A 26,401-nucleotide genomic window follows, 5' to 3' on the forward strand; every position below is an offset into this window, starting at 1 on the left:
AAACCAAAATGAAAAAATTAACCGTAATTGCTTTTGTTTTATTTCTTGGAATTCAATCTTCTCAGGCACAAGTAAGAGTTAGTCCCGGGCTTAGAGGCGGTTTAAATTTATCAACATTAACTAATATTGATGATAATAGATCTAAAGCAGATTTTTATGTTGGCGGATTAGTGAACATTAAATTTAATAAATATTTTTCGTTACAGCCTGAGTTAACGTATTCAAGACAAGGCGATGAAGGAAGAGAATATTTTGGAAACGGCTATAATAATTATCGTTCTATAAATTATGAATTGAACTACTTAACACTTGGTGCGGTGGCAAAATTTAATATTGGTGGTAAAGCTTTTCATATTTTAGGAGGTCCGTCTGTAGATTTTAAAATTTCTGATAATTATATCAACAGTAATCCTGAAAGTTTTGATCTTGCCATTGTTGGAGGAGTTGGATATACATTGCCAAACGGATTAACGTTTGAAGCAAGATTAAAACAAGGTTTAGTTGATATTTATGGATACGACGGAGTTGAGTATGACGATAATGGTTATCGCTATAATGATCTTATCCTGAATCAGGTTTTCCAAATTGGTATTAGTTACACTTTTAAAGTAAAATAAATGTATACAAAGAAATTAGCGGTTGCCGTATTCGTTTTTTTTGCCTTTGCAAAAGTACAGGCGCAAATGAGCTTTCAACCAGGTTTAAGAGCAGGTTTGTCTCTTTCAACAATTTCAGAAATGCATGCGAACTACAGACCTGATTTTTATATTGGAGGTTTTGGAGAAATAAATTTCACGAAACGATATGCATTACAGCCCGAAATAAATTACATCAGACAAGGATCTAATAATGTTTCCCGTAATTTTTTTGATCAGGATACGCAAACAGAAAGAACAATTTCTCAGGATTTAAAAATGAATTATTTGTCGATTGGCCTGCTTAATAAATTAAAATTTAATCAGTTTCAAGTACTGTTTGGGCCAACTTTAGATGTTCTTTTAAGCGATAATTTAGCCGTTACAAAAACATATAATGATCTTTCGCTTCTTGCAGGTATTGCCTATAAGATGTCTTCAGGCATTGGTTTTGAGTTTCGATTTAAAAAAGGTCTTTCAGATGTTTTAGACAGCGATTACTATCATAATAATTCTAATAGTCATTACTTGTTTGGCAGTTATAATACTAATATGAATTTTCAAATAGGTATTTCTTACTCTTTTGAAACGAAATAAAAAAATACAAATATGGTTTTAAAAGACTTTTATAAAGTGCTTTCAGAAGAAAAAACAGGAGATGCTAAATTTAATATTCGTATATTAGTTAATGCCAATCATGAGGTTTTTAAAGGTCATTTTCCAGGAAACCCAATTATGCCAGGCGTTTGCATGATTCAGATCATTAAAGAACTTACAGAATCGATTACCAAAAGTACTTTGATGATTCAGACGCTTACGAATGTAAAATTTATGGCATTGATCAATCCGGAAACAAATCCGGAATTGCGTTTAGAACTTGATATAACAACCACAGAGGATGATTTGGTAAAGGTGAAAAATACCACATATTTTAATGATACCGTTGCTTTAAAATTAAGCAATGTGTATAAAAAACTATAATTATGAAATTACTATTATCAATAATTCTATGGATAAATTTTGCAGGAAATCCAGATTTGGCATCCATTCGAAAGGTATATCCTGATGTTGCAAAATCAGAAGCAAACGCTAAAGAATTTACAGAAAAACTTTCCGGAATTTCAAACAACGATGAGAAAATTTTAGTGGCTTATAAAGCAGCTTCAATTTTGGTAGATTCTAAATTTGAAAACTTAATAGGAAGTAAAATTTCCCGTTTTAAAGAAGGTGCAAAACTTCTTGAAGCTACTTTAAAAAGTGACCCAAACAATATCGAAATCAGAATGATTCGATTGAGTATTCAGGAAGATGTTCCAGGAATTACGGGTTATAAAAAAAACATTAAAGAAGATAAAAAGTTCATTACAGAACATTACACTGAACAAAGTGGTGTTTTAAAGGAATACCTAAAAAACTTTGTTTTACAATCGAAAAGTTTCTCTGAAAAAGAGAAGCAATTTGTAAAGTAGGTCAAGAAAAAAATCCCAATGCAACCAACTTTATCTCAGCAGGAATTACTTAATTCGACCAATTTTTGTGTTATTGTGCCCACGTACAATAATCACAAAACGTTGAAAAAAGTGCTGGATTCTATTTTAGATTTTACTTCTAAAATTATCATCGTCAATGACGGTTCGACAGATACAACAAACGAAATTTTAAAACAATATTCGGAGCTTACTCAAATTCATCATCCTCGAAATATAGGAAAAGGAAGAGCGCTCCGAAATGGTTTTAGAAAAGCGATTGAAATGAATTTCGAATATGCCATCACGATCGATTCTGATGGTCAGCATTTTGCCTCTGATATTCCCAACTTTATTGCTGCCATTCAAAACGAACCCAATTCTTTATTGATTGGAAGCCGGAATATGACTCAGGAAAATGTACCAAAGAAAAGTAGTTTTGGTAATAAATTTTCTAATTTCTGGTTCAAGTTCGAAACCGGAATTGCTCTTGAAGACACACAATCCGGATTTAGATTATATCCGTTAAAGCTTATTCCGAAACAATTTTATACCAATAAATTTGAGTTCGAAATTGAGGTTATTGTGCGTTCTGCCTGGAAAGGTATTGTAGTAAAAAATATTCCGATCCAGATTTTGTATGATCCCGCAGAACGTGTTTCGCATTTTCGACCATTTAAAGATTTTACCCGAATCAGTATTCTAAATACCGTTTTGGTTCTCAACGCGTTGTTGTACATAAAGCCAAGAGATTTTTTTAGAAGAGCAAAAAAAAAAGGTTTTAAAAAATTCTTTCTTGAAGATATTTTAGAAAGTTCTGATTCTAATTTCAAAAAATCAGCTGCAATTGCTTTGGGTATTTTTATTGGAATTTCTCCTTTTTGGGGATTTCAAACCGTTTTGCTTTTTACTTTCGCAGCTTTATTCAGGCTCAATAAAGTCATAGCTTATCTGGCTTCGAATGTAAGTTTTCCGCCGTTTATTCCTTTTGTTATTTACGGTTCGCTAAAAATGGGAAGTTACTTTGTTTCTAATGATGCGCCTTTAATTTTAGACAGTTCGGTTACGCTCGATGATATTCAAAAAAATGCTACACAATATATCGTGGGAAGTCTTATTTTAGCATCCGTTTTGGCACTGACTTTTGGCTTTATCAGTTATTTACTTTTAACCGCTTTTAGTTCTAAGAAAAACAATGATTAAAGGGTTGTCCCAAAGATTAAAGGGATTAAAATAATTTTATAATCTGTGTCGGGTTGCCACGAATTTCACGAATTAGCACGAATTAATTTTTAATAGATTACGGAAACGCAACGAAAAAAATGCCACAGATTAAAGGATTAAAATGATTTAAACATTTAAAATTAGACACGAAGTAATTAGTGAAAATTCGTGAAATTCGTGGCGAAAAAAACAATAGGCAAAAACAACAATAAATAATTATGCATCAATACTTCTACGCCATTCACTTGTTTGTAAACCGACGAAAAAAATTATCGGTGTTATTGGCTATTTTGATGCTTTTGGCATTTGGATTTTTTGCTTCCCGAATTAAATTTGAAGAAGACATTACCAAATTGATTCCAACAAACGATAAGGCAGATGTTACGGCAAAAGTGTTGAAACAACTCAACTTTGCCGATAAAATCACCGTCATTTTCAAGCTTGATAAAAACGGTACTGAAGAAGATTTAAAAGAAATGGCCACTATTTTTTCAGACAGTGTTGCCAAATCCTGTAAATCTTACGTTACCGGAATTCAGGGAAAAATTGATGAAGAAAACATTCAGGAAACCATAGATTTTGTCTACAATAATTTACCGCTTTTTCTGGAGAATAAAGATTATGCGGCGATTCAGAACAAGCTTCAAAAAGACAGTATTGCAGCAACGGTTCAGGGAAATTACAAATCGATAATTTCTCCATCGGGATTTGTAACCAAAGATTTTATTCTGCAAGATCCGTTAGGGATTTCTTTTATCGCTTTAAAAAAATTACAGCAATTAAATATTGGTGACGATTTTACGCTCAACAATGGTTTTGTTATGACCAAAGACAAAACGAAATTGTTGCTTTTTATTACCTCAAATCTTCCGTCTAGCGAAACGGAAAAGAATACGATTTTTGCCGAAAAACTAAAATCAATTCAGGAGAATCTAAATACAAAATTCAAAGGCAAAACCTCGATAAGTTATTTTGGTTCGGCTTTGATTGCGGTTGCCAATGCCAATCAAATCAAAAGCGATATCATCTTAACCACAACAATTGCGATGATTACGCTCATGTTGATTTTGATTTTATTCTACCGAAAAGTGTTGATTCCGCTGATTATTTTTCTTCCAACGATTTTTGGTGCTTTGTTTGCGGTGGCCTTTTTATATTTTGTAAAAGAGCAAATATCAGCCATTTCTCTCGGAATTGGTTCTATTTTATTAGGAATCACGATCGATTATTCGATACATATTCTCACGCATTACAAACATAACAGCGATGTAAAAACGTTATACAAAGACATTACAATGCCGGTTATTATGAGCAGCTCTACAACTGCTGTTGCATTTTTATGTTTGCTTTTTGTAAAGTCAGATGCGCTAAATGACCTGGGAATTTTCGCCGCCGTAATTGTTATGGTAACGGGTGTTTTTTCTCTTTTGATCGTTCCGCATTTATATAAACCAAAAGAAAACAATTTCGAACACAAGAAAAATGTCATCGATAAACTGGCACATTTCTCTTTTCACAACAATAAATATCTCATTGGTTTTTGTGTTATAATTACCATTATTTGCTGTTTTACCTATAATAATGTGGGTTTCAACAACGATTTATCGCAATTGAATTTTGTTCCGAAGGAAATCAAAGCAGCCGAAAAAGATCTGGAAGAAAGCACGAGTTTAACATCCAAAACCATTTATGTGGCTTCATACGGAAAAAGTATGGAAGAAGTTTTGCAAAACAACTCTCAGCTTTTTGCCGATTTATCAAAGGAAAAGCAAACCAACAAAATATTGAATTTCAGTTCCGTTGGCGGCATTATGCTTTCGCAGGCGGCACAACAACAAAAAATAGAAAAATGGAATTCTTTTTGGGACAATAATAAAAAACAACTTTTACAATCTGAATTGATTGCCGAAGGTTCAAAACTTGGATTCAAACCGACCACTTATTCTGCCTTTTTTGATCATTTAAATTTTAATTTCAAACCTATTTCAGCTTTAGAATATCTGAAAATTCAGGCTTTGCAATTGAAAGAATTTGTAACCGAAAAAAATGGATTCTTCACGATTTCTACTTTGGTAAAAGTAACGCCGGAACAACGAGATGCTTTTGTAAAATCGGCTTCCGCCAAGAATAATCTGATTGCAATTGATCGTCAGCAAATGAACGAGACGTTTTTTAGTACTTTAAAAACCGACTTTAATTCGCTGGTTAATTATTCGTTTGTTGCTGTAATCCTGATTTTGTTTTTCTTTTTCCGCAGAGTCGAATTGGTCATTGTAAGTTGTATTCCGATTGCTTTAACCGGAATTGTAACGGCCGGAATTATGGGCATCTTTGGCATTCAAATGAACATTTTTAGCATGATTGTTTGTACGCTGATTTTTGGGCACGGTGTCGATTTTAGTATTTTCATAACAAGCGCACTTCAAAAAGAATATACCAACGGAAAAAACGAAATTGCGATTTACAGAACTTCAATAATCCTGGCGGTTATCACGACCATTTTAGGAATTGGTGCCATGATTTTTGCACGTCATCCGGCGTTGCGCTCTATCTCGTCTGTTTCATTAATTGGGGTTTTTGCCGCGTTGATTATCACGTTTATCTTCTACCCGATTCTGTTTAAACTCTTTATATCCAATCGTGCGAAAAAAGGAAATCCTCCTTTTGTATTGCGCACTTTTATACACGGTATTATTTCGTTTACTTACTACGGACTTGGCGGTATTTTGATGTCTCTTTTCAGTATCACCATCATGCCGATTCTTCCGATTAAGGAAAAAACGAAAATGAAAGCATTCCGCTATTGCATTTCAAGATTCATGAATTCCGTATTGTATTCGAATCCGTTTTTGCATAAAAAAGTCATTAATAAGTTGAATGAAAACTTCGAAAAACCAGCGATAATTATTGCCAATCACTCGTCGTTTATCGATATTCTGGCAATGGGAATGTTGAGTCCAAAAATTATATTTCTGGTAAACGACTGGGTTTACAATTCTCCTATTTTTGGCGGAACAGTTAGAAAAGCAGGTTTTTATCCGGTTTCTGAAGGTCTTGAAGGTGGCGTTGAACATTTGCGCCAAAAAGTAAACGAAGGATATTCGCTTATGATTTTCCCGGAAGGAACACGTTCTACAAGCAATCAGATCAATCGTTTTCATAAAGGTGCTTTTTATTTGGCAGAAGAATTTAATCTGGATATTCTTCCTGTTTTAATTCATGGTGCTTCAGAAGCGATTCCAAAAGGCGATTTTGTCATTCATCATAGTCATGTTACGCTATCTATTTTAGAGAGAATTACTCCTGATAATCTTTCTTTTGGGAAAAATTATGCCGAAAGAACGAAACTATTAAGCGCTTATTTTAAAGCAGAATTTCATAAAGTGCGTCAGGAATTAGAAGGTCCTGATTATTTCAAAAAAATGGTCATTCACAGTTATGATTACAAAGAAATTGAAATCACCAACAGTGTCAAAAGCGATTTAAAACATAATTTAGAAACCTATTATCGTCTCAACAAGCACCTTTCGGCGAAAGCCAAAATATTGCACTTAGCCAATGATTACGGACAACTAGACGTTTTATTAACCTTGCAGGAACCACAGCGAAAAGTAGTTTCTTTTATTGCTGACGAAGAAAAAATAGCGGTTGCCAAAACCAATTATTTCCTTAAAAAGAGAAAAATCTCTTATTTGGACCATCTCGAATTGTCTTTAGAAAATCAATATGACGTTGTTTTAATTTCTGATGAAAATTATAAAGAGGATCTGGAGAAAATCATTTCTATCACTTCTTGTGTTATTTTAATCAATAGTTCAGGTTTAAAAAACACTTTAATTAAATTTGGTTTTCAATCAGTTGCAGAAGAAAATTCTATAATCGTATTAAAGAAAAATTAGCATGAAAGAGCAATACGATGTAGTAATTGTAGGCAGCGGTTTAGGCGGATTGGTCTCGGCAATTATTCTGGCAAAAGAAGGATACAGCGTTTGTGTGCTTGAAAAAAATAATCAATACGGCGGAAATCTTCAAACTTTTGTGCGCGATAAAACCATTTTTGATACCGGAATTCATTACATAGGAGGTTTGCAGGAAGGGCAAAATCTATACAAATATTTTAAGTATTTGGGAATCATAGATCATCTCAATCTTAAAAAATTAGATGAAAATGGTTTTGATATTATCTCTTTTGAAGATGATGAAAACGAATATCCGCATGCCCAGGGTTACGATAATTTCGCCAATCAGTTAGTGAAATTTTTCCCTGATGAAAAAACCAATATCGAAGAATATTGTAAAAAAATAAAAGCTATTTGCGAATGTTTTCCGCTTTATAATTTAGAATGGGAAGGCAAATATGACAACGAAATTTTAGGGCTTAACGCCAAAGAAACAATCGAGGGATGTACCCAAAATGAAAAGCTAAAAGCCGTTTTATCGGGTTCTAATTTTTTGTATGCGGGTATTGCTGACAAATCGCCTTTTTACGTTCATGCGCTTTCTGTAAACTCTTATATTCAAAGTTCATGGCGTTGTATCAATGGCGGAAGTCAAATCACGAAGCAGCTTTTGAAACAGCTTAAAAAATACGGTGGTGAATTTTATAAATACAAAGAAGTTACGAAATTTAATGTAGAAAACAACAGGGTTACTTTCGTAGAAATGAAAGACGGAACTCAGGTTTCAGGCTCTTATTTTATTTCGAACATTGAACCCAAAACTACTTTGAAACTGGCTGGCGAAGAAAACTTCAGAAAATCATTTTACAGCAGAGTTCAAAGTCTCGAAGGCGTCATTTCGGCTTTCAGTTTATACATTGTTTTTAAACCGGAAACCTTTAAATACATCAATCACAATCATTATCATTTTAAGAAAAGCAGCGAAGTCTGGACCGCTCATGATTATGATGAAAATTCCTGGCCAAAAGCTTTTATGGCTTCTATGAATGCCTCAAAAAAACAAGAAGAATGGGCGGAAGGAATGACTTTCATCACCTACATGAAATATGACGATGTTGCCCCCTGGATCGAAACTTTTAATACAACGGTTAATGAAAATGACCGCGGAGAAAGTTATGAAGAATTTAAATCCAGAAAAGCAGCTAAATTTTTGGATGAAATCGAGATAAAATTCCCCGGTATCAGAGATTGTATTCGATCTGTTCACACCTCTACTCCACTTTCGTATCGCGATTATATAGGCGGGGACAACGGAAATATGTACGGATATGTTAAAGATTCGAATAATCCGATGAAAACCCTGATTCCGTCAAAAACCAAGCTGGATAATTTATATCTTACGGGCCAAAGTATTAATATGCATGGTGTTCTTGGCGTGACAATTGGCGCGGTTGTAACCTGCTCAGAAATTCTTGGAAAAGAATATTTAGTAACTAAAATTAATGAAGCATCTGATATGTAATTCATCAGAACATGACTCCGAAACGAAAACTTTAAATTCCGAATTTTAGGAATTAAATTGTAATTTTGATTTCGACTTAAATTTGGTACAAAATCTCTATGAAAAATATTGACAAGAACAGTTTAGAAAATGCCTATCGATTATTTGAATCGAATGATATAGACAAAATAGAAGTAGGTACAACCAAAGGTCTTAAGGCAATTCACCATTATTTATTTCATCCTTTATATCATTTTGCCGGAGAAATAAGAAAACTCAATATTTCAAAAGGCGGTTTTAGATTTGCAAATGCATTATATCTTAATGAAATTCTAGTGAAGATTGAGCAAATGCCAGAAAACACTTTTGAAGAAATCATTGCTAAATATGTTGAGATGAATATTGCTCATCCTTTTATGGAAGGAAATGGCAGATCTATGAGAATATGGCTGGATATGATTCTAAAAAAACAACTCAATAAAGTTGTCAACTGGCAATTCGTTGACAAAACTCTTTATTTGCAGTCAATGGAAAGAAGTCCTATTAACGATTTGGAATTAAGAACTTTATTAAAGGAAAATTTAACTGACGAAGTTAACAATAGAGAAGTTATTTTTAAAGGAATCGAACAATCATATTACTATGAAGGTTATGAGAAAGATAGCAATGAATGAGTTCATTATTCTTGGATAGGTATAAATATGAAAAGCCGGATTAATTTATTTTTTTTCGTTGTTTTTTTGTTGATGTTGGCGTCTTGCGGAACATCAAAATCCATGCATCATCTTCCTGAAACTTCTCAATATAATAATACAAAACCAATTGTAGCCAAACAATCGGATAGTGTTTTTGCTTCCGGAAAAAATTCACTTTTAAAAAACAAACAAGGTCTTTGGGAATTATACGTTGAAGGCGATCCTCTTGAAATTGGCCTAAACACAGGAGCTTTATCTGATTCTCTTTTAAAAAATCAGGAACATATTTTTTTCTCTAAAATAAAAGATATAGTTCCGTCAAAATTTCAGCAGCGACTTCTTCGAAATTTTTTAAAATGGTACAACAGGAAATTATATACGAATGTTCCTGAAGAATATCAAACGGAGATTTTTGGCGTTTCGCAATATACCTCTCATGATTTTGACAACATTGCACCACAATATCAGCGCAGTTTGTATTTGCATGCTGCACACGATATTGGTCACGCTTTGCAGGATTTGGCTCTGGTGGGCTGCTCCTCTTTTGCAGCCTGGGGAGAAAAATCTGAAGATGGAAATTTAATCCTTGGGCGTAATTTTGATTTTTATGTGAATGACGCTTTCGCGGAAAATAAAATCGTCGCGTTTATAAATCCGAAAGAGGGTCACCAATTTATGATGGTCACCTGGCCCGGAATGGTTGGTGCCGTTTCCGGAATGAATATCGAAGGTCTAACCGTTACAATAAATGCTTCGAAATCTAAAATTCCGTTGATTGCCAAAACGCCGATTTCGATCCTGACACGCGAAATTTTACAACACGCCAAAAACATTGACGAAGCGATCGCCATTGCAAAAAAAAGAGAAGTTTTTGTTTCAGAATCTATTATGGTGGGAAGTGCACATGATAACAAAGCAATTTTGATTGAAGTTTCACCCAAAAAAATGGATGTTTACGACGTTCCAAATAGTGATCAGCTATTTTGTGCGAATCATTTTCAGGGAGAAAATTTAAAAAATGAAAAGCGAAATGAGTTGCAAATTGCCAACAGTCATTCGGAATATCGTTTTGAAAGAATGCAGGAACTTTTTGCAGAAAACCCGAAAATCAATCCTAAAATTGCTTCCGAAATTCTACGAAATAAAGACGGTTTAAAAAACATTCCTTTGGGTTATGGCAACGAAAAAGCACTGAATCAACTGATGGCGCATCATGGTGTTATTTTTAAACCGAAAGAAAAACTGGTTTGGGTTTCGGCAAATCCGTATCAATTGGGAGAATTTGTTTGTTATAATCTGGATTCTGTTTTTAAAGAAAGAAAAATGAATCCGATCGTTTCTTCTTTTCAACAAAAAAACTTAGACATTCCCAAAGATCCTTTTCTGGAAACCATTCAATACAAAAACTATCAGAAATTTAGAATTGAAGACGATAAAATAGATTTATATCTGAAAAACAAACAAGTTATTAGTCCTGAATTTATTCAACAATATCAATCCTTAAACCCTGATTATTGGGTTGTGTATTACAAAGCAGGGTTGTACTTTTATCAAAAAAAAGAATACAAGCTTTCTCAGGCTCATTTTGAAAAAGCATTAACCAAAGAAATTACTACAGTTCCTGATAAAACAGCAATTGAAAAATATTTAAAAAAAATCAAAAGAAAATTACAATGATTCCATTAATAGAAAAAGATTCTTTAGAAGAAATTAAAAATTTTCAAGAGCAGAAATTAGTCGAACTTTTACAATATATCAGTCAAAATTCTCCTTTTTACAAACGTCTTTTTGCAGGACAAAATATTGATATTTCGAAAATTAACACACTCGAAGATTTACAATATTTGCCTGTAACCACAAAAGAAAATTTACAGGAATACAACGATGATTTTTTGTGTGTTCCGCAAAACAAAATCATTGATTATGCTTCGACTTCAGGAACTTTAGGAGATCCGGTAACGTTTGGTTTAACCGATTCTGATCTGGATCGATTGGCTTATAATGAAGCGATTTCGTTTGCCTGCGCGGGAATTGCTGAAGGTGATGTGGTACAATTAATGACAACAATCGACAGAAAATTTATGGCCGGACTGGCTTATTTTCTGGGATTACGAAAACTAAAAGTGGGTGTTATTCGCGTTGGCGCCGGAATTCCGGAATTGCAATGGGATTCTATTTTAAAATATAAACCTTCTTATTTAATTACCGTTCCTTCGTTTTTATTAAAGTTAATTGAATACGCTGAAGCACACGGAATTGATTATAATAATTCGAGCATAAAAGGGGCAATTTGCATTGGAGAATCGCTAAGAAATCAGGATTTTTCGATGAACATTTTATCCAATAAAATCACCGAAAAGTGGAATATCAAGTTGTTTTCGACTTATGCTTCCACAGAAATGAGCACTGCTTTTACAGAATGTGAGCATGGAGTTGGTGGTCATCATCATCCGGAATTGATTATTGTTGAAGTTCTCGACGAAAATAATATTCCTGTAAAAGACGGAGAAATTGGCGAACTGACTTTTACTACGTTAGGGATTGAAGCCATGCCATTATTGCGTTTTAAAACCGGAGATATTGTGCAGTTACACACTAGTCCTTGTGCCTGCGGAAGAAATACATTGCGTGTTGGTCCGGTTGTGGGTCGTAAAAAACAAATGATCAAATACAAAGGTACAACGCTTTATCCACCAGCGATGAACGATGTTTTGAGTGGTTTTGACAATATCGAAAATCATATTATCGAAATCTCGACCAACGATTTAGGAACAGATGAAATCCTGATAAAAATTGCCGCAAAAAATCAATCTGCTGAATTTTTACAAGAAATAAAAGATCACTTCAGAGCCAAATTAAGAGTAACTCCAAAAATAGAATTTGCCTCAAAAGAAACTTTAAATCCTTTGGTTTTTAATCCAATGAGTCGAAAACCTATTCGCTTTTTTGATTACAGGAAAACTACCATATAATTTTTTTTTCACCATATAAGTCATATAAGTACATATTAAAGTTTGTGTTGATCGCATTTTTTATTAGAGGAAAATATAAGTTCATATTGTGGTTATGTATTATATGATTTTATTAAACAAACTTATATGACTTATTTTTCATCATCATAAAGTTTTTATTAATCTCATTTTATTTAAATGAACTTATATAACTTATATGGTTTAATTTCAACCCTTTGAACCTCACTATGAATGTTTTGCTGTGAATTAAACTAAATGTTGTAATTTTGCACAAAATATTGAAGATGGTCAAGATTGGCAACATAGAATTACCCGAATTTCCTTTATTACTCGCACCGATGGAAGATGTTAGTGATCCGCCGTTTCGCAGATTATGCAAAACGCACGGTGCTGACATGATGTATTCTGAATTTATTTCGTCTGAAGGATTGATTCGTGATGCTATCAAAAGCAGAATGAAGCTGGATATTTTTGATTACGAACGTCCGGTTGGAATTCAGATTTTTGGTGGTGATGAAGAAGCAATGGCACTTTCGTCTAAAATTGTTTCTACTGTAAAACCTGATTTAGTGGATATTAATTTTGGATGTCCGGTAAAAAAAGTAGTTTGCAAAGGTGCAGGAGCCGGAGTTCTAAAAGATGTAGATTTGATGGTTCGTTTGACTAAAGCGGTTATCAGAAGTACTGATTTGCCTGTAACGGTAAAAACACGTTTAGGCTGGGATGATAACTCGATCAACATTGATGAAGTTGCTGAAAGACTTCAGGATATTGGTGTTCAGGCTTTGACGATTCATGCCAGAACCCGCTCACAAATGTATAAAGGTCACGCCGACTGGTCACACATTGCACGTGTAAAAAATAATCCCAGAATTACAATGCCTATTTTTGGAAATGGCGATATCGACAGTCCTGAAAAAGCACTAAAATATAAAAACGAATACGGTATTGACGGAATCATGATTGGTCGTGCCGCAATTGGTTATCCGTGGATTTTTAACGAAATCAAGCATTACTTTAAAACGGGGGAGCACTTGCCTGCTCCAACTGTCGCGGATCGTGTAGAAGCCGCCAGAAACCATCTTATGTGGTCGATGGAATGGAAAGGTGAACGTTTAGGAATTGTTGAAATGCGACGTCATTATACCAATTATTTTAAAGGAATTCATTCGTTTAAAGAATACAAACAAAAATTAGTTACGACTGATGAACCTGAAAATCTTTTTGCAATTATGAAAGAAATCGAACAGGTTTATGCGGGATATGAATTTGTTTAGAATATAATGATCTTTGTCAAATTTTAAAGCTTTGACAAAGATGCTGATACAAAAAAAAGACCTTCAAAATTTGAAGGTCTTTCGTTTTTATATAAGTTTTTTTACTTTACAGCTTCTAAGATTTTTGAAGCAATTTCCTTTTGTCCCTTTGCGCTAGTTATATAATCTCTATTTTTTTCGTTTGTTAAATATCCTAATTCAAGTAATACAGATGGGCACTCTGAATTTTTCATGATATAAAAAGGAGCTTCTTTAACTTTCCCTTTTGTCAAACTTTCATTTGAAATATTACTTAACAATTTTTCTGCAGATTCTATTGACTCTTGTTTAAATTTTTCATTTTTACTCGAAACATAAGCATCCATTTGATCCTTTTTCCCATCATTTAAAGTAGAACTAACATGCAAAGAAATAACTAAGTTCGGTTTTAGATTATTAATGATAGAAACTCTTTCGCTCAATTCCATAAAATGGTCACCTTCACGAAGCAAAACAATTTCTATATTCTCATTTTTATTTGACTCTTTAATTTTTTTGCTAATCGCTTCTACAATTGTCTTTTCGTCAAAATCATATATTTTTGCTCCTAAATCGTGTCCTCCGTGGCCAGCATCAATTACGACAATCTTCTTCGCTTCTACTGGTTTAAATGCAAAACATCCTATTAAAAAAACTGCGGCTCCTAAAAGCATCAAAACTTTAAACTTGGTTTTCATATTAAATTTGTTTTTGGGTTATAGATTTCAAACGAATAACTTTAAGAAATATTGCACAAAAGCCTAAACCTCAATACGTTTCCACTTCCCTCTTTTATAAAAGAAAATCCCTGCAAGTGTTATCGCAGTTTCTGCAACCGGAATCGCGATGAAAACACCTGTTGGCCCCATATTAAAATGTTTCGCCAATACATATGCTAACGGAATCTGAAACAACCAAAATCCAAAGAAATTAATTCCGGTTGGTGTCCAGGTATCTCCTGCTCCGTTGAAAGTGTTTATTAAAACCATTCCTATTCCGTAAAAGATAAATCCGATGCTCATAATTTGTAAGGCTTCGACGGCTATTGTTTTTACCAATTCATCATTAGTAAAAAACGAAATAATATACTTTCCGAAACATAGTGTAATTACCATGATTGTTGCCATAAAAATGACATTGTATTTTGCTGTGGTATAAACTGATTTTTCGGCACGATCGATTTGTTTGGCACCTAAATTTTGTCCAACCAAAGTAGCTGCGGCATTACTTAATCCCCAAGCCGGCAGAATAAAAAACATCATAATTCTAAGTGCTGTCTGATATCCTGCTGATCCGTGATCACCTCCTGTTGTGGCTACCAATTGCGCCAGAAAAATCCAGCTGCAAGAAGCAATAACAAACTGTAAAACTCCCGGAGCAGCAATTTTTACCAATGCTTTTATCTGATAAAAATCTGGAATGAAGTATGAAACTTTAATTTTTAAAGCTCCGTTACCAAAGAATAAATGATACAATTGATATAATACTCCAATGCTTCTTCCTAATGTTGTAGCAATAGCAGCTCCTGTTAATCCGAAAGCCGGAACCGGACCAAAACCGTTAATTAATATGGGACATAAAATGATATTACAGATATTGGCCAACCAAAGACTTTTCATGGCAATTGCAGCATTTCCAGCCCCACGAAAGATTCCGTTAATCAGAAATAAAAGCATAATGCATAAACTTCCGCCAATCATAATTTGTGTAAAAATGTAACCATGCTCAGCCGCGTCTTCTGATGCACCCATCAAAATCAGAATTTCTTTGGCATAAATAACGCCCAGAATACTAATTATGGTATTAATTACAAATGCCACTATGATCGCCTGCATTCCTGCCTTTGCCGCAGCAACAGGATCTTTTTCGCCAATACGTCGAGCTACAACTGCTGTTGCAGCCATACTCATACCAATTGCGACTGAATATATAATAGCAAGTACAGACTCTGTTAAGCCAACGGTTTGAATGGCAAAACTGCTGTGCTCTAAATGTCCTACGAAATAGAGATCGACCAAGGCAAAAACAGATTCCATCATCATTTCTAAAACCATAGGAATGGCCAATAGAATAACGGCTTTTTTGATGCTGCCTACGGTATAATCAAAAGATTCGTCTCCTTTGATTGCTTGTTTTAATGTGGTGAAAACTTTAGAAAATAAACTTTTCTGTATTGTTGTTTCTGTCATGATGTGTTAGGATAAATGATAAAATTAGTCCAGATGCAATGATCTGAACTGAAGAAAAATAAACGTAAGTATCCTAATTATTCAAGAAAATAAAATAGGATTAGGCAGAAACAATCATAAACTGTAGTTTTTTAAGAGGATAAATATAAGTAATATTTTTTAGTACGATATACTAATCCAATAACTTTTTGCTTACACGGCTGCTGGCAATTAAAGAAGCCACAAAACCAAGTGATACGATAGTTCCCATAACTATAAGTACATTTTCAAGATTGAAAACTACGGGATATGCCAGAGTTGGCGTGATCATAATGAGTTCGTATTGTTGTTGCAATAGTACTAAAATGATACCGAGAACGAGACCAATTACACCTCCAAAAATACTTAACAAAGTTCCCTGAAGCAGAAATATTTTTCGCAGACTATTAATTTCTGTTCCCAGATTAAAAAGGGTTTTAAGATTTCCTTTCTTCTCTAAAATCATCATAATCAATGCGCCAACTAAATTAAAAAGCGCTACAATAATTACCAAGGTAAAAATAAGGTAAACTACAATGTTTTCTGTATTGAGCATTTTATACAAAGACTCATTAAGTTGTGCCCTGTTTTTTATGGTAATTTTATTATTGAAAATGGTATTCAGTTTGGCACTTATTGCATTTTCATTAGCACCATCTTTCAGATTAAATTCGATTCCAGAAATTTGATTCGGCTTGTACATCAATAATTCCTGCGCTAAACCTAAATCTGCAAATACATATTTTGAATCTAAATCTTCACTGATCGAATAAATTCCAACTGGTAAAACATCTGTTTTATTAAATGCTTCTTCCGGATTTTCGATTGCTCCTTTTCCTGGTTTTGGTGCAAATATTTGAAGAGGATTTTCGAAATCAAGAATTCCCATCGAAAAATCCTGAGCAATTCCGTAACCAATAACAACCTGATAGGTATCCGGTTTTAGCCAATCTCCGTTAAAGAGTTTTTTCTTAATGTCATTAACAACAGGATAATTTCGATCGACACCTTTTAAGTAGGTAACCTGCTGTTTGTCTTTAAATAAAAATAAAACGCGTTCTTCGATAATTTTGGTATACAAAACAACACCGTCAATTTTTTTAATTTGACTTTCCTGATCCGGCGTAATCAAAAATGTTTTTCCGTAAGTACTGGTAATTTTAAGATCGGGATCTATTTCGTTTGTAAACGAAAGGCTAAAAACCTTTAATCCGCTAAAAACAGATAAAACCACAAACAAAGCCATTGTGCCAACAATAATTCCCATGCTGGCAATGCGATTAATAATATTGATAGCATTGTTTTTACTTCTGCTAAAAATATAACGTTTGGCTATGTAAAGGGGGAAATTCAATTTATGATTTTCTTCTTTTTTCTAAAAGATCACGATTTTCAATTGGATTTTCTCTGTTTGATAAAGCATTATCGATTTTTTCGATATAATCAAGAGAGTCATCAATAAAGAATACCAAGTTTGGTACACGACGCAATTGCAAACGAACACGTTGTGACAAATCGTGCTTAATTAGAGTTGAATTTGATTTTATACCTTCTAAAGTTTCTTTGGCTTTATCCTGAGGAAAAATGCTTAAATACACTGTTGCTACAGATAAATCTGAGGTAACACTAACTTTGGATACCGAAATTACCAAATTACTAATTCCGTTTTTTCTCACTTCACCTTGCAAAATATCAACCAAATCTTTCTGGATGACACCGCCTATTTTTTTCTGTCTATTTGTTTCCATAGTGCAAAAATACTATTTTAAATTTCAATCGATACAATTTCAAATGAACAATAGAATGATTTTTATCTTCTAATTTATTTAATCCTTTATAAAGTTACAATTTCGAATGTCATTTTCTATAAAAATATAAAAAATGAGGTGTTTAAAATTAAATGAAACGATATTTCATAGCTGACAAAAATCATATTATTTATGAGAAAATTGAGACATATTTGATGTAACCTTAAAACATATCAATTATGAAAAAAAGAGAACCTATAAGTCATATAATGACTAAGAGTGTCGTAACCGTAAATGAAAAGGACGACCTTAAAAAAGTAGTTGAAAAGTTAAAAAAACACGCCATTCGTCATATTCCAATTGTTCGTGGTAAAGATGTAGTTGGCATTATTAGCAGAACAGATATTAATCGATTGACTTTTGGAGCTTTGTTTGAAGGACAAGAAGGTGCCGATGAAGCAATCCTGGATATGCTTACCATTGCTCAGGTAATGACATCGAAACCAAAAACAATATCATCTGATACGATCATTAGAGATTCAGCAGAAATTTTTGTGAAAGAAGAATTTCACGCTCTTCCGGTAGTTGATAATGGTGAGCTTAAAGGTATCGTTACTACAACTGATATTTTAAGGTATTTTTTAGAACAATATGATTAACCAATAAACCAACCCACGAAAAAGGGAGCTAATTGAGCTCCCTTTTTTATTATCTGTTTTGCAACCATCCCTCAGGATTGTTGTTTGATGTATTTTGAATAATCAAAAACTTAATAATTGTTTTTCCGGTGTCTCCACTTGTTCTTACTTTTCCAAGAACTTGTTTCACTTTTACTTTATCACCTTGCTCAACAGATACCGAACTTAGGTTTTGATATACTGTAAAGTAATCTCCATGCTGAATAAAAACAGCTCTGTTTACAGGCGACAAGGCTATCACTTTTGATACTACTCCCTCAAATACAGCACGTGCACTTGCTCCTTGTTCTGTAGTAATCTCTACTCCGGAATTATGAACTGTAAGTGTTGGATATAAGGGATGCGGCTGATCTCCGTAACCAAGAGATATAAATCCTTTTTCTACCGGCCAAGGCAGTTTTCCTCTGTTGGCTTTAAAATCGGCAGCCAGAATTTTACCTTCCGGTGTTAATGTAATTCTATCAGATGAATAAGTTTTAGGTGATGACGCTTCTGCTTTCTCTGCTTCGCTGGCTTTACCTTCTGCGATTCTTTTACGTCTTTCTTCTTCGGCTCTTTTATTCGCTAATCTAATTTGTTCACGGATAAGCTCCTTAATTTTAGCATCGATTTTTCTAGATTCCTGTTGTTTCGCTTTTGTATCGGCAATAATTTTACTTTTATCTTTTTTAATTGAGTTAACTAATTTTTGCTGTTCTTGCTTTTCAACTTCTAAGCTTTGCTTTTCTTTCTGATTTTCGGCAATAATTTTTTTCTTAACCTGCCTCTGCCCGTCCAATTTAGCATTGTAATCAACTAATTGAGCAGTTTTTGATTGAATTTCTAAACCTTGATTCTTTCTGAAATTTGTATATTGTTTTAAATATTGTGCTCTTTTATACGCTTGCAAAAAGCTTTCTGATGATAAAATAAACATGGCTCTACTTTGCTCAGATCGGCTTTTATATGATTTTAAGATCATTTTTGCATAATCTGCTTTTAAAACTTCAAGTTCTTTTTTTAATTTATTAACCTTAACCTGATTAATATACATATCATTACTTAAAAGTTTTTCCTGTTTTGCTGTAGTATTAATCAGTTTCTCTTTCAGTTTAATTTTATTCGCCTGAATCAAAAAAACATTTACTGCTGATTTTTCTTTTTTCTTTACAGACTGCAACATTTTTTCGTTGTCTCTAATTTCCTGTTGAATCTGCGCTTTACGCTGTTCAAGTTTTTCTTGTTGCGAATCATCTTGCGCCCACATAAATGTCGTGGCACATATAAAAATTAGGCTTAGGAGAAATTTTGGCATGTTTATGTTTTCTTTTTGCAAATTTACTTAATTATAACTTTTTTATAACCACTTGGTACGCTATATGGAAAAGAAAGTTCTTCATTAAATGAAATATTATTGTAATTCAAATTAATATTGGTTTTGCCTTTGGGCTGCATTGCATTGATTTCGATACTAGTAGGAACCGTTCCCTGATTAAAAACTTTACTGTCACCATACGAAATTTGCAACATTCTGTTTTCTGCAGGCTGCGAAATCTCTTCTTTTTGCAATAAATATTTCTCTGCATCCAGATAGAAAGCTTTCTTTATGTTAGTTTCCTTTAGATCTTCTAACTTAAAAAGATTTTCTACAATTGTCTGGGTATATTTTCCTTTCCTTAAATCGTCAAGTGCTTCTCCTACTAATAAATTCTGAACTTTGCTGTAATCCAATTCAGTTCCCAACCATTTGCTTAAGCTGGTAAAATCGCCTTCGTAATAGGTACTGTTTATTTTCTCATAATAACTTACCGTTGTTGATGTTATCAGAGCTTTTGCCATTGTAATTCCTAAAAAACGAACACTTACTAAGATCTGTTTGTCTTTTTCGATTCTAATGTCGGCTGTAACATTTTGACTTTGTTTTTCGTCAACATATCTAGCGCTGGCTTTTATGTATAAAGTAGAGAAATCTAACTTATTATCGTAATGTTTCTCGATTGCTTTCTTATCTTCTTTTGCAACAACTTCTGTGCTGCCGTTATTATTTTGTACCGCGACTGCCTTTGATTTACAAGAAATCATAAAAGCGGTCACTAATATTAGTGCTATATATTTTTTCATCTGAATTTAATCTTTTACTTTTTTTTCTTTAATAATTCATTTGCCTTCAAAAAGTATTCCTCTTTTTTCTTAGCATCTCCCAAACCATTATGTGCTTCTCCTAATTGAATATTAAAATTTGCTTCGAGCGTTTTATCATCAACTACATAATCGAGTCCCATTTCTAAAACGGTTTTTGCGTTTTTAAATTGTTGTAACTGATTGTTTCCTAAGCCGGCATAATAATAAAATTGCGGCTGACTAGGATACACTTCAATCATATTCATTGCTCTTTTTGTCATTGGTTCAAATTGTTTCGCTTGTGTGTAAGCCTCAAGCAGCAACAAATTGGTTTCACGATCTGTATCTGAATTTGATTTTAAATCTTTTTCATAATACTTAATTGCATTCTCAAACTGACCTTTACTGTGGTAAAATTTTCCTATTTCTTTTGCAACATCAATTTCTTTATCATTATCAAAATAAGCAATTGCTTTTTCTAACTCCGGAGCATATTGTGGATTTTTATTGACATAGATCAAAAACTCATTTAAGGTACGATGCTTTATTTTTGAATCAATTTTTGAACTTGATAAAATTACATTCATCGTCTTAATAGCCTTATCTGCCTGGTTTCCGTCTATATAAACTTTAAACAAACTTACTTGTGCCCACTCTGATGTTGGCACTTCTTTTGCTAATTGTTTCGCAACTTCTAATGCTTTGTCTGTTTCTTCAGCTTTCGAATATAAAAAAATCAGGTTGATGTAATTCGATTCTTCTTTCGGATTCTTTTTTATCTGATCAATCAGGTTTGAAATTTCAGCATTTTGATATTTTCCCTGAGACAAAATCTGCATTTTGTATCGATCGCGATCTTCTGATTTTCCGAATTTATCATTCATTTCATTGATCGTTACAAGCGCCTTATCAAACTGACTGGTAATCATATACAACGAAATCAAATCATCTTTATACTCTTCATCAAAAACAGCAATTTTCTGAATTGTTTCAATCGCCAAAGGATAATTTTTGGTTTCGTAACTTACATCGTAAATTCCTAACCAATACCATTTATTTTTGGGATCTAACTGTGTTGCTTTCTCAAACGAATCCTGCGCGTTTCTATAATCTTTAAGAGATAAATAATTTTTGCCTAATTCAAAATAAGCTACGGCATCATTTGGTTTTAGTTTTACGCATTTATCCAGCGATGCTATTGCTTTATCATAATTTTCAATTCCTTTTTGTTTTAATGATTCATAAAAAGCATCCTGATATTCATCGGTTGCCATAGCAATATCTTCCGGTTCTGTTTGTGCCATAACCGAAATTGGATTGCCAAACAAAACGAAAAATAAAATGACTATAACTCCTTTTTGTATCATCTCTAAAATTTAATCTTTAAACAAAAACGAAACTATTAAGCTTAAAATTATTCTAAAACCGAATAATCGCCAATGCTGATACTGGTAAACTTACCATCATAAACAACATGATTTCCTATCATAGCATTGTCTAAGTTAGCATTTTTTATTTGAGAATAGGTTTGCACTAAACTATTTTTGATAGAACTATCAGTAACATGACATCCTTTTCCTAAAGAAACATTTGGTCCTACTGTTGCATTTTTTAGCACTACATTTTCGCCAATATAACAAGGAGGAATAATGGTTGAATTTTCTAACGTTACATCATAATCTACCAGATGTTCACCATCGTTATGTAAAAAACCTAACATTCTTGAATTGGTTTCAACCGTAACATCTTTGTTTCCGCAATCCATCCATTCGTCAACGCTTCCGGTTTTAAAAACTTTTCCGTTGGCCATCATCGCTTTTATTCCGTCATTAATTTGATATTCTCCACCATTCTGTATATTATTATCCAAAACGCCCTGAAGTTCTTTTTTTAGATCTCCAACTTCTTTAAAATAGTAAATTCCGATAACGGCTAAATCGCTTACAAACTCTTTTGGCTTTTCAACCAATTCTATAATTTCGTTATTCTGATTCAGTTTTACAACACCAAAAGCTTCTGGCTGTTCTACTTGTTTTACCCAAATTACAGCATCTGCAGCAGGATCTAGTTCGAAATCTGCTCTGATTAAAGTATCCGCGTAAGCGATAACTGCAGGTCCCGATAAAGATTCTTTTGCACACATAATAGCATGACCGGTTCCTAATGCTAAATCCTGACGATAGATAGATGCTTTTGCTCCTAAACTTCCAGCCAATTCTTCTAAACTTGCCACAAGATCATCTCCAAAAAAAGCAGGGTCTCCTAAAATAAAAGCCACTTCTTCAATAGGTTCTTTTAATATTTTAGCAATGTCTTCGACTAAACGATGCACAATAGATTTACCTGCAACAGGAATTAATGGTTTTGGAACAGTTAAAGTATGTGGCCTAAGTCTTGATCCTCGACCAGCCATTGGAACGATTATTTTCATTATATCTTTATTTTTAATGGGAAGATTTATAAAAATCCTCTTAGTTTGGTTCTTAATTTTAACCGCAAAGGTTATTTGTTTTGTTTTAAAGTACAGAAACTGATTACTGTGACTAAAAACTATTTAACCGCAAAGTTCGCAAAGGTTGTTCGCGAAGATCGCCAGGTTTATTCATTTCATTTTTTAAGATCGCAAAGTACAGAAACTGATTACTGTGACTGAAAACTGAAACTGAAAACTATTTAACCACAAAGTTCGCAAAAGGTTATTCGCAAAGTTCGCCAGGTTTATTCATTTCATTTTTTAAGATCGCAAAGTACAGAAACTAATTACTGTGACTAAAAACTGCGACTGAAAACTATTTAACCGCAAAGTTCGCAAAGGTTATTCGCAAAGTTCGCCAGGTTTATTCATTTCATTTTTTAAGATCGCAAAGTACAGAAACTAATTACTGTGACTAAAAACTGCAACTGAAAACTATTTAACCACAAAGTTCGCAAAAGGTTATTCGCGAAGATCGCCAGGTTTATTTATTTCATTTTTAAGGTCGCAAAGTACAGAAACTGATTACTGAAACTGAAAACTGCGACTAAAACTACTTCACTCCAGTGCTTCCAAAACCGCCTTCGCCTCTTGATGTTTCAGAAAGTTCTGCAACTTCTATCCATTCTGCTCTTTCGTGTTTGGCAATAATTAATTGTGCGATTCGTTCTCCATTTTCGATTACGAATTCTTCATTAGATAAATTTACTAAAATTACACCTATTTCACCTCTATAATCGGCATCAACCGTTCCAGGAGAATTTAAAACTGTAACTCCTCTTTTTGCTGCTAATCCGCTTCTTGGTCGAACTTGTGCTTCGTAACCAATTGGTAATTCAATAAAAAGACCCGTTTTTACAATGGTTCTTTCTAACGGTTTTAGTGTGATTGATTCTGTTAAATTGGCACGTAAATCCATTCCTGCCGAAGCAATTGTTTCGTAGTTTGGTAAAGCGTGCTGTGATTTATTGATAATTTGTATTTTCATTTTTTATTTTAAAATATTAAAAATTGAATTGAATGTATTAAAACTCAATTCTACTTTCTATTCATAATTCCTTTGATCGTGTCTTTTTCGTTATGATAAACAAAATACATGAACGCTAATAATAACGGAACTCCAATAAAATAATTTTCTCTAAATCCATAAAAAGAAATAGCCGAAAATACAATTGAAATTCCTAAGTAAGCTCCAATTTTGTTCATATCATATGGTATTGGATAATATTTGTTTCCTAATACGTAGGAAATCAACATCATGCTTCCGTAAGCTGAAATCGTAGCAATTGCTGAACCGTAGTAGCTGTATTTTGGAATTAAAAAATAATTTAAAACCAATGTTACAATTGCTCCAACAATTGAGATATAAGCTCCAATTTTTGTTTTATCGGTCAATTTGTACCAAACCGATAAGTTGTTGTAAATTCCTAAAAAGAAGTTTGCTAAAATAATTAAAGGCACGACTTTCATTGCTTCCCAATAGGATTTATTGTCTAATAAAAGATATTTTAAAACATCGGCAAAAACAATCACTCCTAATAATATTAAGGAACCCAGAATAACAAAATATTTTGTGATTACGGCGTAGGTTTGAGGTGCATTAGCATTTTTAGCATGACTAAAAAAGAAAGGTTCAATACCTAGTCTAAAAGCGGTTGCAAACAAAACCATAAACAAACCTAATTTATAACAGGCAGAATAGGCTCCAACTTCAGATTTTGCTAAATTTTCAGGTAATAAATATCCTAAAAGAATTTTATCGAAATGTTCGTTAACCGCAAACGCCAATCCGGCAACCAAAATTGGTAAACCGTATTTCATCATTTTTTTCCAAAGTACAGGATCGAATTTTCTGCCTAAAGAAAGATAATTTGGTGAAAGCACTATAAAAGTGGCTAAACTTGCTAATAGATTTGCGATAAAGATATACGCAATCTGGAAATTCTCTACATATAAATTGTCCCAAACAGAGTTAGGATTTGAAGCCGCAAGCTTAGGTAAGTACATTAAAAAGAATATATTCAGCAATAAATTGATGATTACATTTCCTATTTTAATTGCTGCATAAACCATTGGTCTTTGATTGGCTCTTAGTTTAGAAAATGGTATTAAAACCAAAGCATCGAGAACTAAAATCCAAACGGTATACGTAATATATTGTACATCGACTTCGGCAAGACTCGCTAATGTATTCCTAAAAATTAAAGCCGCAAATAGGAAAATAATCGAGGACCAAAATATTGATATTGTAGAAGTTGCTATTACATTTTTCTTATCATCCTCGGCACTATAGAATCTAAAAAATGCTGTTTCCATTCCGTAAGAAAGAACGACATTAAAGAAAACCATCCATGACAAAACGATCGAAACCTCCCCATATTCTGCAGTTGGTAAAATACCAGTATACAATCTTACCAATAAAAAACTCAGCATTCTCGGCAATACCGTTGCTAGTCCGTAAATAGCAGTTTGTTTGAACAGATTTTTATATAATCCCAAAATAATTTTATAATAAAGTTTGTAACAAAAATAACCAATTCTTTGGTTTATTATTGCTTTTACAGGTTCAATAAAAAAATTGACCTATTATTTTATTGTGTTAATTTTTTTTCGTCTAAAATTTTAACAAAATGAAAACCTTTTGGTCCGTAACCCTGATTGTAATAAAAGCGATGAGCAGCAAAATTTCCCGTAAAAGCATCTAACACGATACTGCTGCATTCTAAATTTATAGCCTTCTGTTCTACATAGTCTGTCAGTAATTTTCCAATTCCTTTAGACCGATGCTCCGGATTTACAACAAAATTATCTATTTCGAGATATTTGCCAGTCCACAATTTGGTTGCTGACCAACAACCGGTAATTCCAACACAAATATCTTTATCAAAAACTGCAATCTGAATATAATTGTGAGGTACCATTTCAGAAAGGTAAGCTTCATATTTTTCAATCGATAAATTAGGATAAAGAAATCGCATGGTTGCTATCTGATCCAACATTTCATCTATCGTAGTAAGCTCTTTTATTTGTACTTTCATTGTAATAAAAAATAGATATCAAAAATACTTTATTTTTTTTAATTGCCCCGTTTTTAAGTGTTTCTTAACTCCGTATGTGAAATCTATAATAAAGATTAAAAATTATATAAATTTCTACAAGTACTTCTATATTAACTTTGTATCAAAGGAATGAGCAAAGCTAAAATACAACCTTTCAAAAAAAAGCAAAGCATTGGGACTAATAAAGCTAGTTTGTTCCCACAAAAGACAAAGCAAAAGGGATTGATTCTGCTGATATGTAACCCTTAAAAAAACAGAGCATTGGGACCGATAAAGCTAGTTTGTTCCCACGAAAGACAAAGCACCGCAGAGTGATAAATCTGCCGATAATTTTATAAAATGGTAACTGATTCTCGGTTTTGAATGAATTGAGAATCACCATTTTATAAGTTCTTCATCACGAAAAACTAAACTACTATATATAAAGCA

At 33.2% G+C, this 26,401-nt stretch carries 23 protein-coding genes; 12 read left to right on the forward strand and 11 right to left on the reverse strand.

Features of this window, described 5'->3' with window-relative positions; genetic code table 11:
- The first annotated feature begins 8 nt into the window (after positions 1-8).
- The 11 genes from FLP_RS22520 (at position 9) to dusB (ending at position 13,669) form a co-directional block, all read left to right on the forward strand.
- On the forward strand, positions 9-617 hold the full coding sequence (locus tag FLP_RS22520; RefSeq protein WP_065451736.1) for a porin family protein: 609 nt from the start codon (positions 9-11) through the stop codon (positions 615-617).
- Positions 618-1,232, forward strand: a complete 615-nt coding sequence (locus FLP_RS22525) for an outer membrane beta-barrel protein (RefSeq protein WP_065451737.1) — start codon at positions 618-620, stop codon at positions 1,230-1,232.
- A 12-nt stretch (positions 1,233-1,244) separates the two neighbouring features.
- Positions 1,245-1,616: an ApeI family dehydratase gene (locus FLP_RS22530; RefSeq protein WP_065451738.1), complete on the forward strand. Its 372-nt coding sequence runs from the start codon at positions 1,245-1,247 to the stop codon at positions 1,614-1,616.
- A gap of 2 nt (positions 1,617-1,618) precedes the next feature.
- Positions 1,619-2,104, forward strand: coding sequence for a hypothetical protein (locus FLP_RS22535; protein WP_065451739.1), 486 nt, complete (start codon positions 1,619-1,621; stop codon positions 2,102-2,104).
- 18 nt (positions 2,105-2,122) lie between these two features.
- Positions 2,123-3,304, forward strand: a complete 1,182-nt coding sequence (locus FLP_RS22540; protein ID WP_065451740.1) for a DUF2062 domain-containing protein — start codon at positions 2,123-2,125, stop codon at positions 3,302-3,304.
- A 239-nt stretch (positions 3,305-3,543) separates the two neighbouring features.
- On the forward strand, positions 3,544-7,224 hold the full coding sequence (locus FLP_RS22545) for an MMPL family transporter (RefSeq protein ID WP_065451741.1): 3,681 nt from the start codon (positions 3,544-3,546) through the stop codon (positions 7,222-7,224).
- 1 nt (position 7,225) lies between these two features.
- Entirely contained in the window at positions 7,226-8,746 is a 1,521-nt protein-coding gene (locus tag FLP_RS22550) for a phytoene desaturase family protein (RefSeq protein WP_065451742.1), read from the forward strand.
- A 98-nt stretch (positions 8,747-8,844) separates the two neighbouring features.
- The gene (gene fic, locus FLP_RS22555) at positions 8,845-9,399 is read left to right on the forward strand and encodes a protein adenylyltransferase Fic (RefSeq protein ID WP_065451743.1); all 555 of its coding nucleotides are present in this window, start codon (positions 8,845-8,847) and stop codon (positions 9,397-9,399) included.
- A 27-nt stretch (positions 9,400-9,426) separates the two neighbouring features.
- Positions 9,427-11,097 (forward strand): C45 family autoproteolytic acyltransferase/hydrolase, encoded by a 1,671-nt coding sequence (locus tag FLP_RS22560; RefSeq protein ID WP_065451744.1) that lies wholly within the window; start codon positions 9,427-9,429, stop codon positions 11,095-11,097.
- Complete coding sequence (flxY, locus tag FLP_RS22565) at positions 11,094-12,392, forward strand: flexirubin biosynthesis putative acyl-CoA ligase FlxY (RefSeq protein WP_065451745.1); 1,299 nt, start codon at positions 11,094-11,096, stop codon at positions 12,390-12,392. Before FLP_RS22560 ends, flxY begins: the two co-directional genes overlap by 4 nt.
- Positions 12,393-12,676: 284 nt before the next feature.
- The gene (gene dusB, locus FLP_RS22570; protein WP_065451746.1) at positions 12,677-13,669 is read left to right on the forward strand and encodes a tRNA dihydrouridine synthase DusB; all 993 of its coding nucleotides are present in this window, start codon (positions 12,677-12,679) and stop codon (positions 13,667-13,669) included.
- Between the two features lie 101 nt (positions 13,670-13,770).
- Here dusB and FLP_RS22575 read toward each other — a convergent pair whose 3' ends face one another.
- The 4 genes from FLP_RS22575 to rbfA all read right to left on the reverse strand — a co-directional run bounded on the left by FLP_RS22575 (position 13,771) and on the right by rbfA (position 17,642).
- Positions 13,771-14,385 carry an N-acetylmuramoyl-L-alanine amidase family protein gene (locus FLP_RS22575; RefSeq protein WP_065451747.1) on the reverse strand — a complete coding sequence of 205 codons (615 nt, stop codon included), beginning with the start codon at positions 14,383-14,385 and terminating at the stop codon, positions 13,771-13,773.
- A gap of 63 nt (positions 14,386-14,448) precedes the next feature.
- Positions 14,449-15,876, reverse strand: a complete 1,428-nt coding sequence (locus FLP_RS22580; protein WP_065451748.1) for an MATE family efflux transporter — start codon at positions 15,874-15,876, stop codon at positions 14,449-14,451.
- Between the two features lie 172 nt (positions 15,877-16,048).
- Positions 16,049-17,248: an ABC transporter permease gene (locus tag FLP_RS22585; RefSeq protein WP_065451749.1), complete on the reverse strand. Its 1,200-nt coding sequence runs from the start codon at positions 17,246-17,248 to the stop codon at positions 16,049-16,051.
- Between the two features lies 1 nt (position 17,249).
- Positions 17,250-17,642 carry a 30S ribosome-binding factor RbfA gene (gene rbfA, locus FLP_RS22590; RefSeq protein ID WP_055097718.1) on the reverse strand — a complete coding sequence of 131 codons (393 nt, stop codon included), beginning with the start codon at positions 17,640-17,642 and terminating at the stop codon, positions 17,250-17,252.
- Between the two features lie 239 nt (positions 17,643-17,881).
- Here rbfA and FLP_RS22595 point away from each other — a divergent pair, with 239 nt between their 5' ends.
- Entirely contained in the window at positions 17,882-18,301 is a 420-nt protein-coding gene (locus FLP_RS22595; protein ID WP_065451750.1) for a CBS domain-containing protein, read from the forward strand.
- Positions 18,302-18,350: 49 nt separating this feature from the next.
- Here the strand turns inward: FLP_RS22595 and FLP_RS22600 are convergent, their stop codons facing one another.
- The 7 genes from FLP_RS22600 to FLP_RS22630 form a co-directional block, all read right to left on the reverse strand.
- Positions 18,351-19,634 carry a murein hydrolase activator EnvC family protein gene (locus FLP_RS22600; RefSeq protein WP_065451751.1) on the reverse strand — a complete coding sequence of 428 codons (1,284 nt, stop codon included), beginning with the start codon at positions 19,632-19,634 and terminating at the stop codon, positions 18,351-18,353.
- A 23-nt stretch (positions 19,635-19,657) separates the two neighbouring features.
- Complete coding sequence (gene lolB1 / locus FLP_RS22605; protein WP_065451752.1) at positions 19,658-20,440, reverse strand: lipoprotein insertase outer membrane protein LolB1; 783 nt, start codon at positions 20,438-20,440, stop codon at positions 19,658-19,660.
- 14 nt (positions 20,441-20,454) lie between these two features.
- Positions 20,455-21,807 (reverse strand): tetratricopeptide repeat protein, encoded by a 1,353-nt coding sequence (locus FLP_RS22610; protein WP_065451753.1) that lies wholly within the window; start codon positions 21,805-21,807, stop codon positions 20,455-20,457.
- A gap of 47 nt (positions 21,808-21,854) precedes the next feature.
- Complete coding sequence (locus tag FLP_RS22615; RefSeq protein ID WP_065451754.1) at positions 21,855-22,871, reverse strand: sugar phosphate nucleotidyltransferase; 1,017 nt, start codon at positions 22,869-22,871, stop codon at positions 21,855-21,857.
- A gap of 595 nt (positions 22,872-23,466) precedes the next feature.
- Entirely contained in the window at positions 23,467-23,901 is a 435-nt protein-coding gene (dut, locus tag FLP_RS22620) for a dUTP diphosphatase (protein ID WP_056243741.1), read from the reverse strand.
- 50 nt (positions 23,902-23,951) lie between these two features.
- Entirely contained in the window at positions 23,952-25,412 is a 1,461-nt protein-coding gene (locus tag FLP_RS22625; protein ID WP_065451755.1) for a lipopolysaccharide biosynthesis protein, read from the reverse strand.
- A gap of 92 nt (positions 25,413-25,504) precedes the next feature.
- Positions 25,505-25,951 carry a GNAT family N-acetyltransferase gene (locus FLP_RS22630; RefSeq protein ID WP_065451756.1) on the reverse strand — a complete coding sequence of 149 codons (447 nt, stop codon included), beginning with the start codon at positions 25,949-25,951 and terminating at the stop codon, positions 25,505-25,507.
- Positions 25,952-26,401 lie beyond the last annotated feature (450 nt).

The organism is Flavobacterium piscis, from assembly GCF_001686925.1.
In the GTDB taxonomy this organism is placed as follows: domain Bacteria; phylum Bacteroidota; class Bacteroidia; order Flavobacteriales; family Flavobacteriaceae; genus Flavobacterium; species Flavobacterium piscis.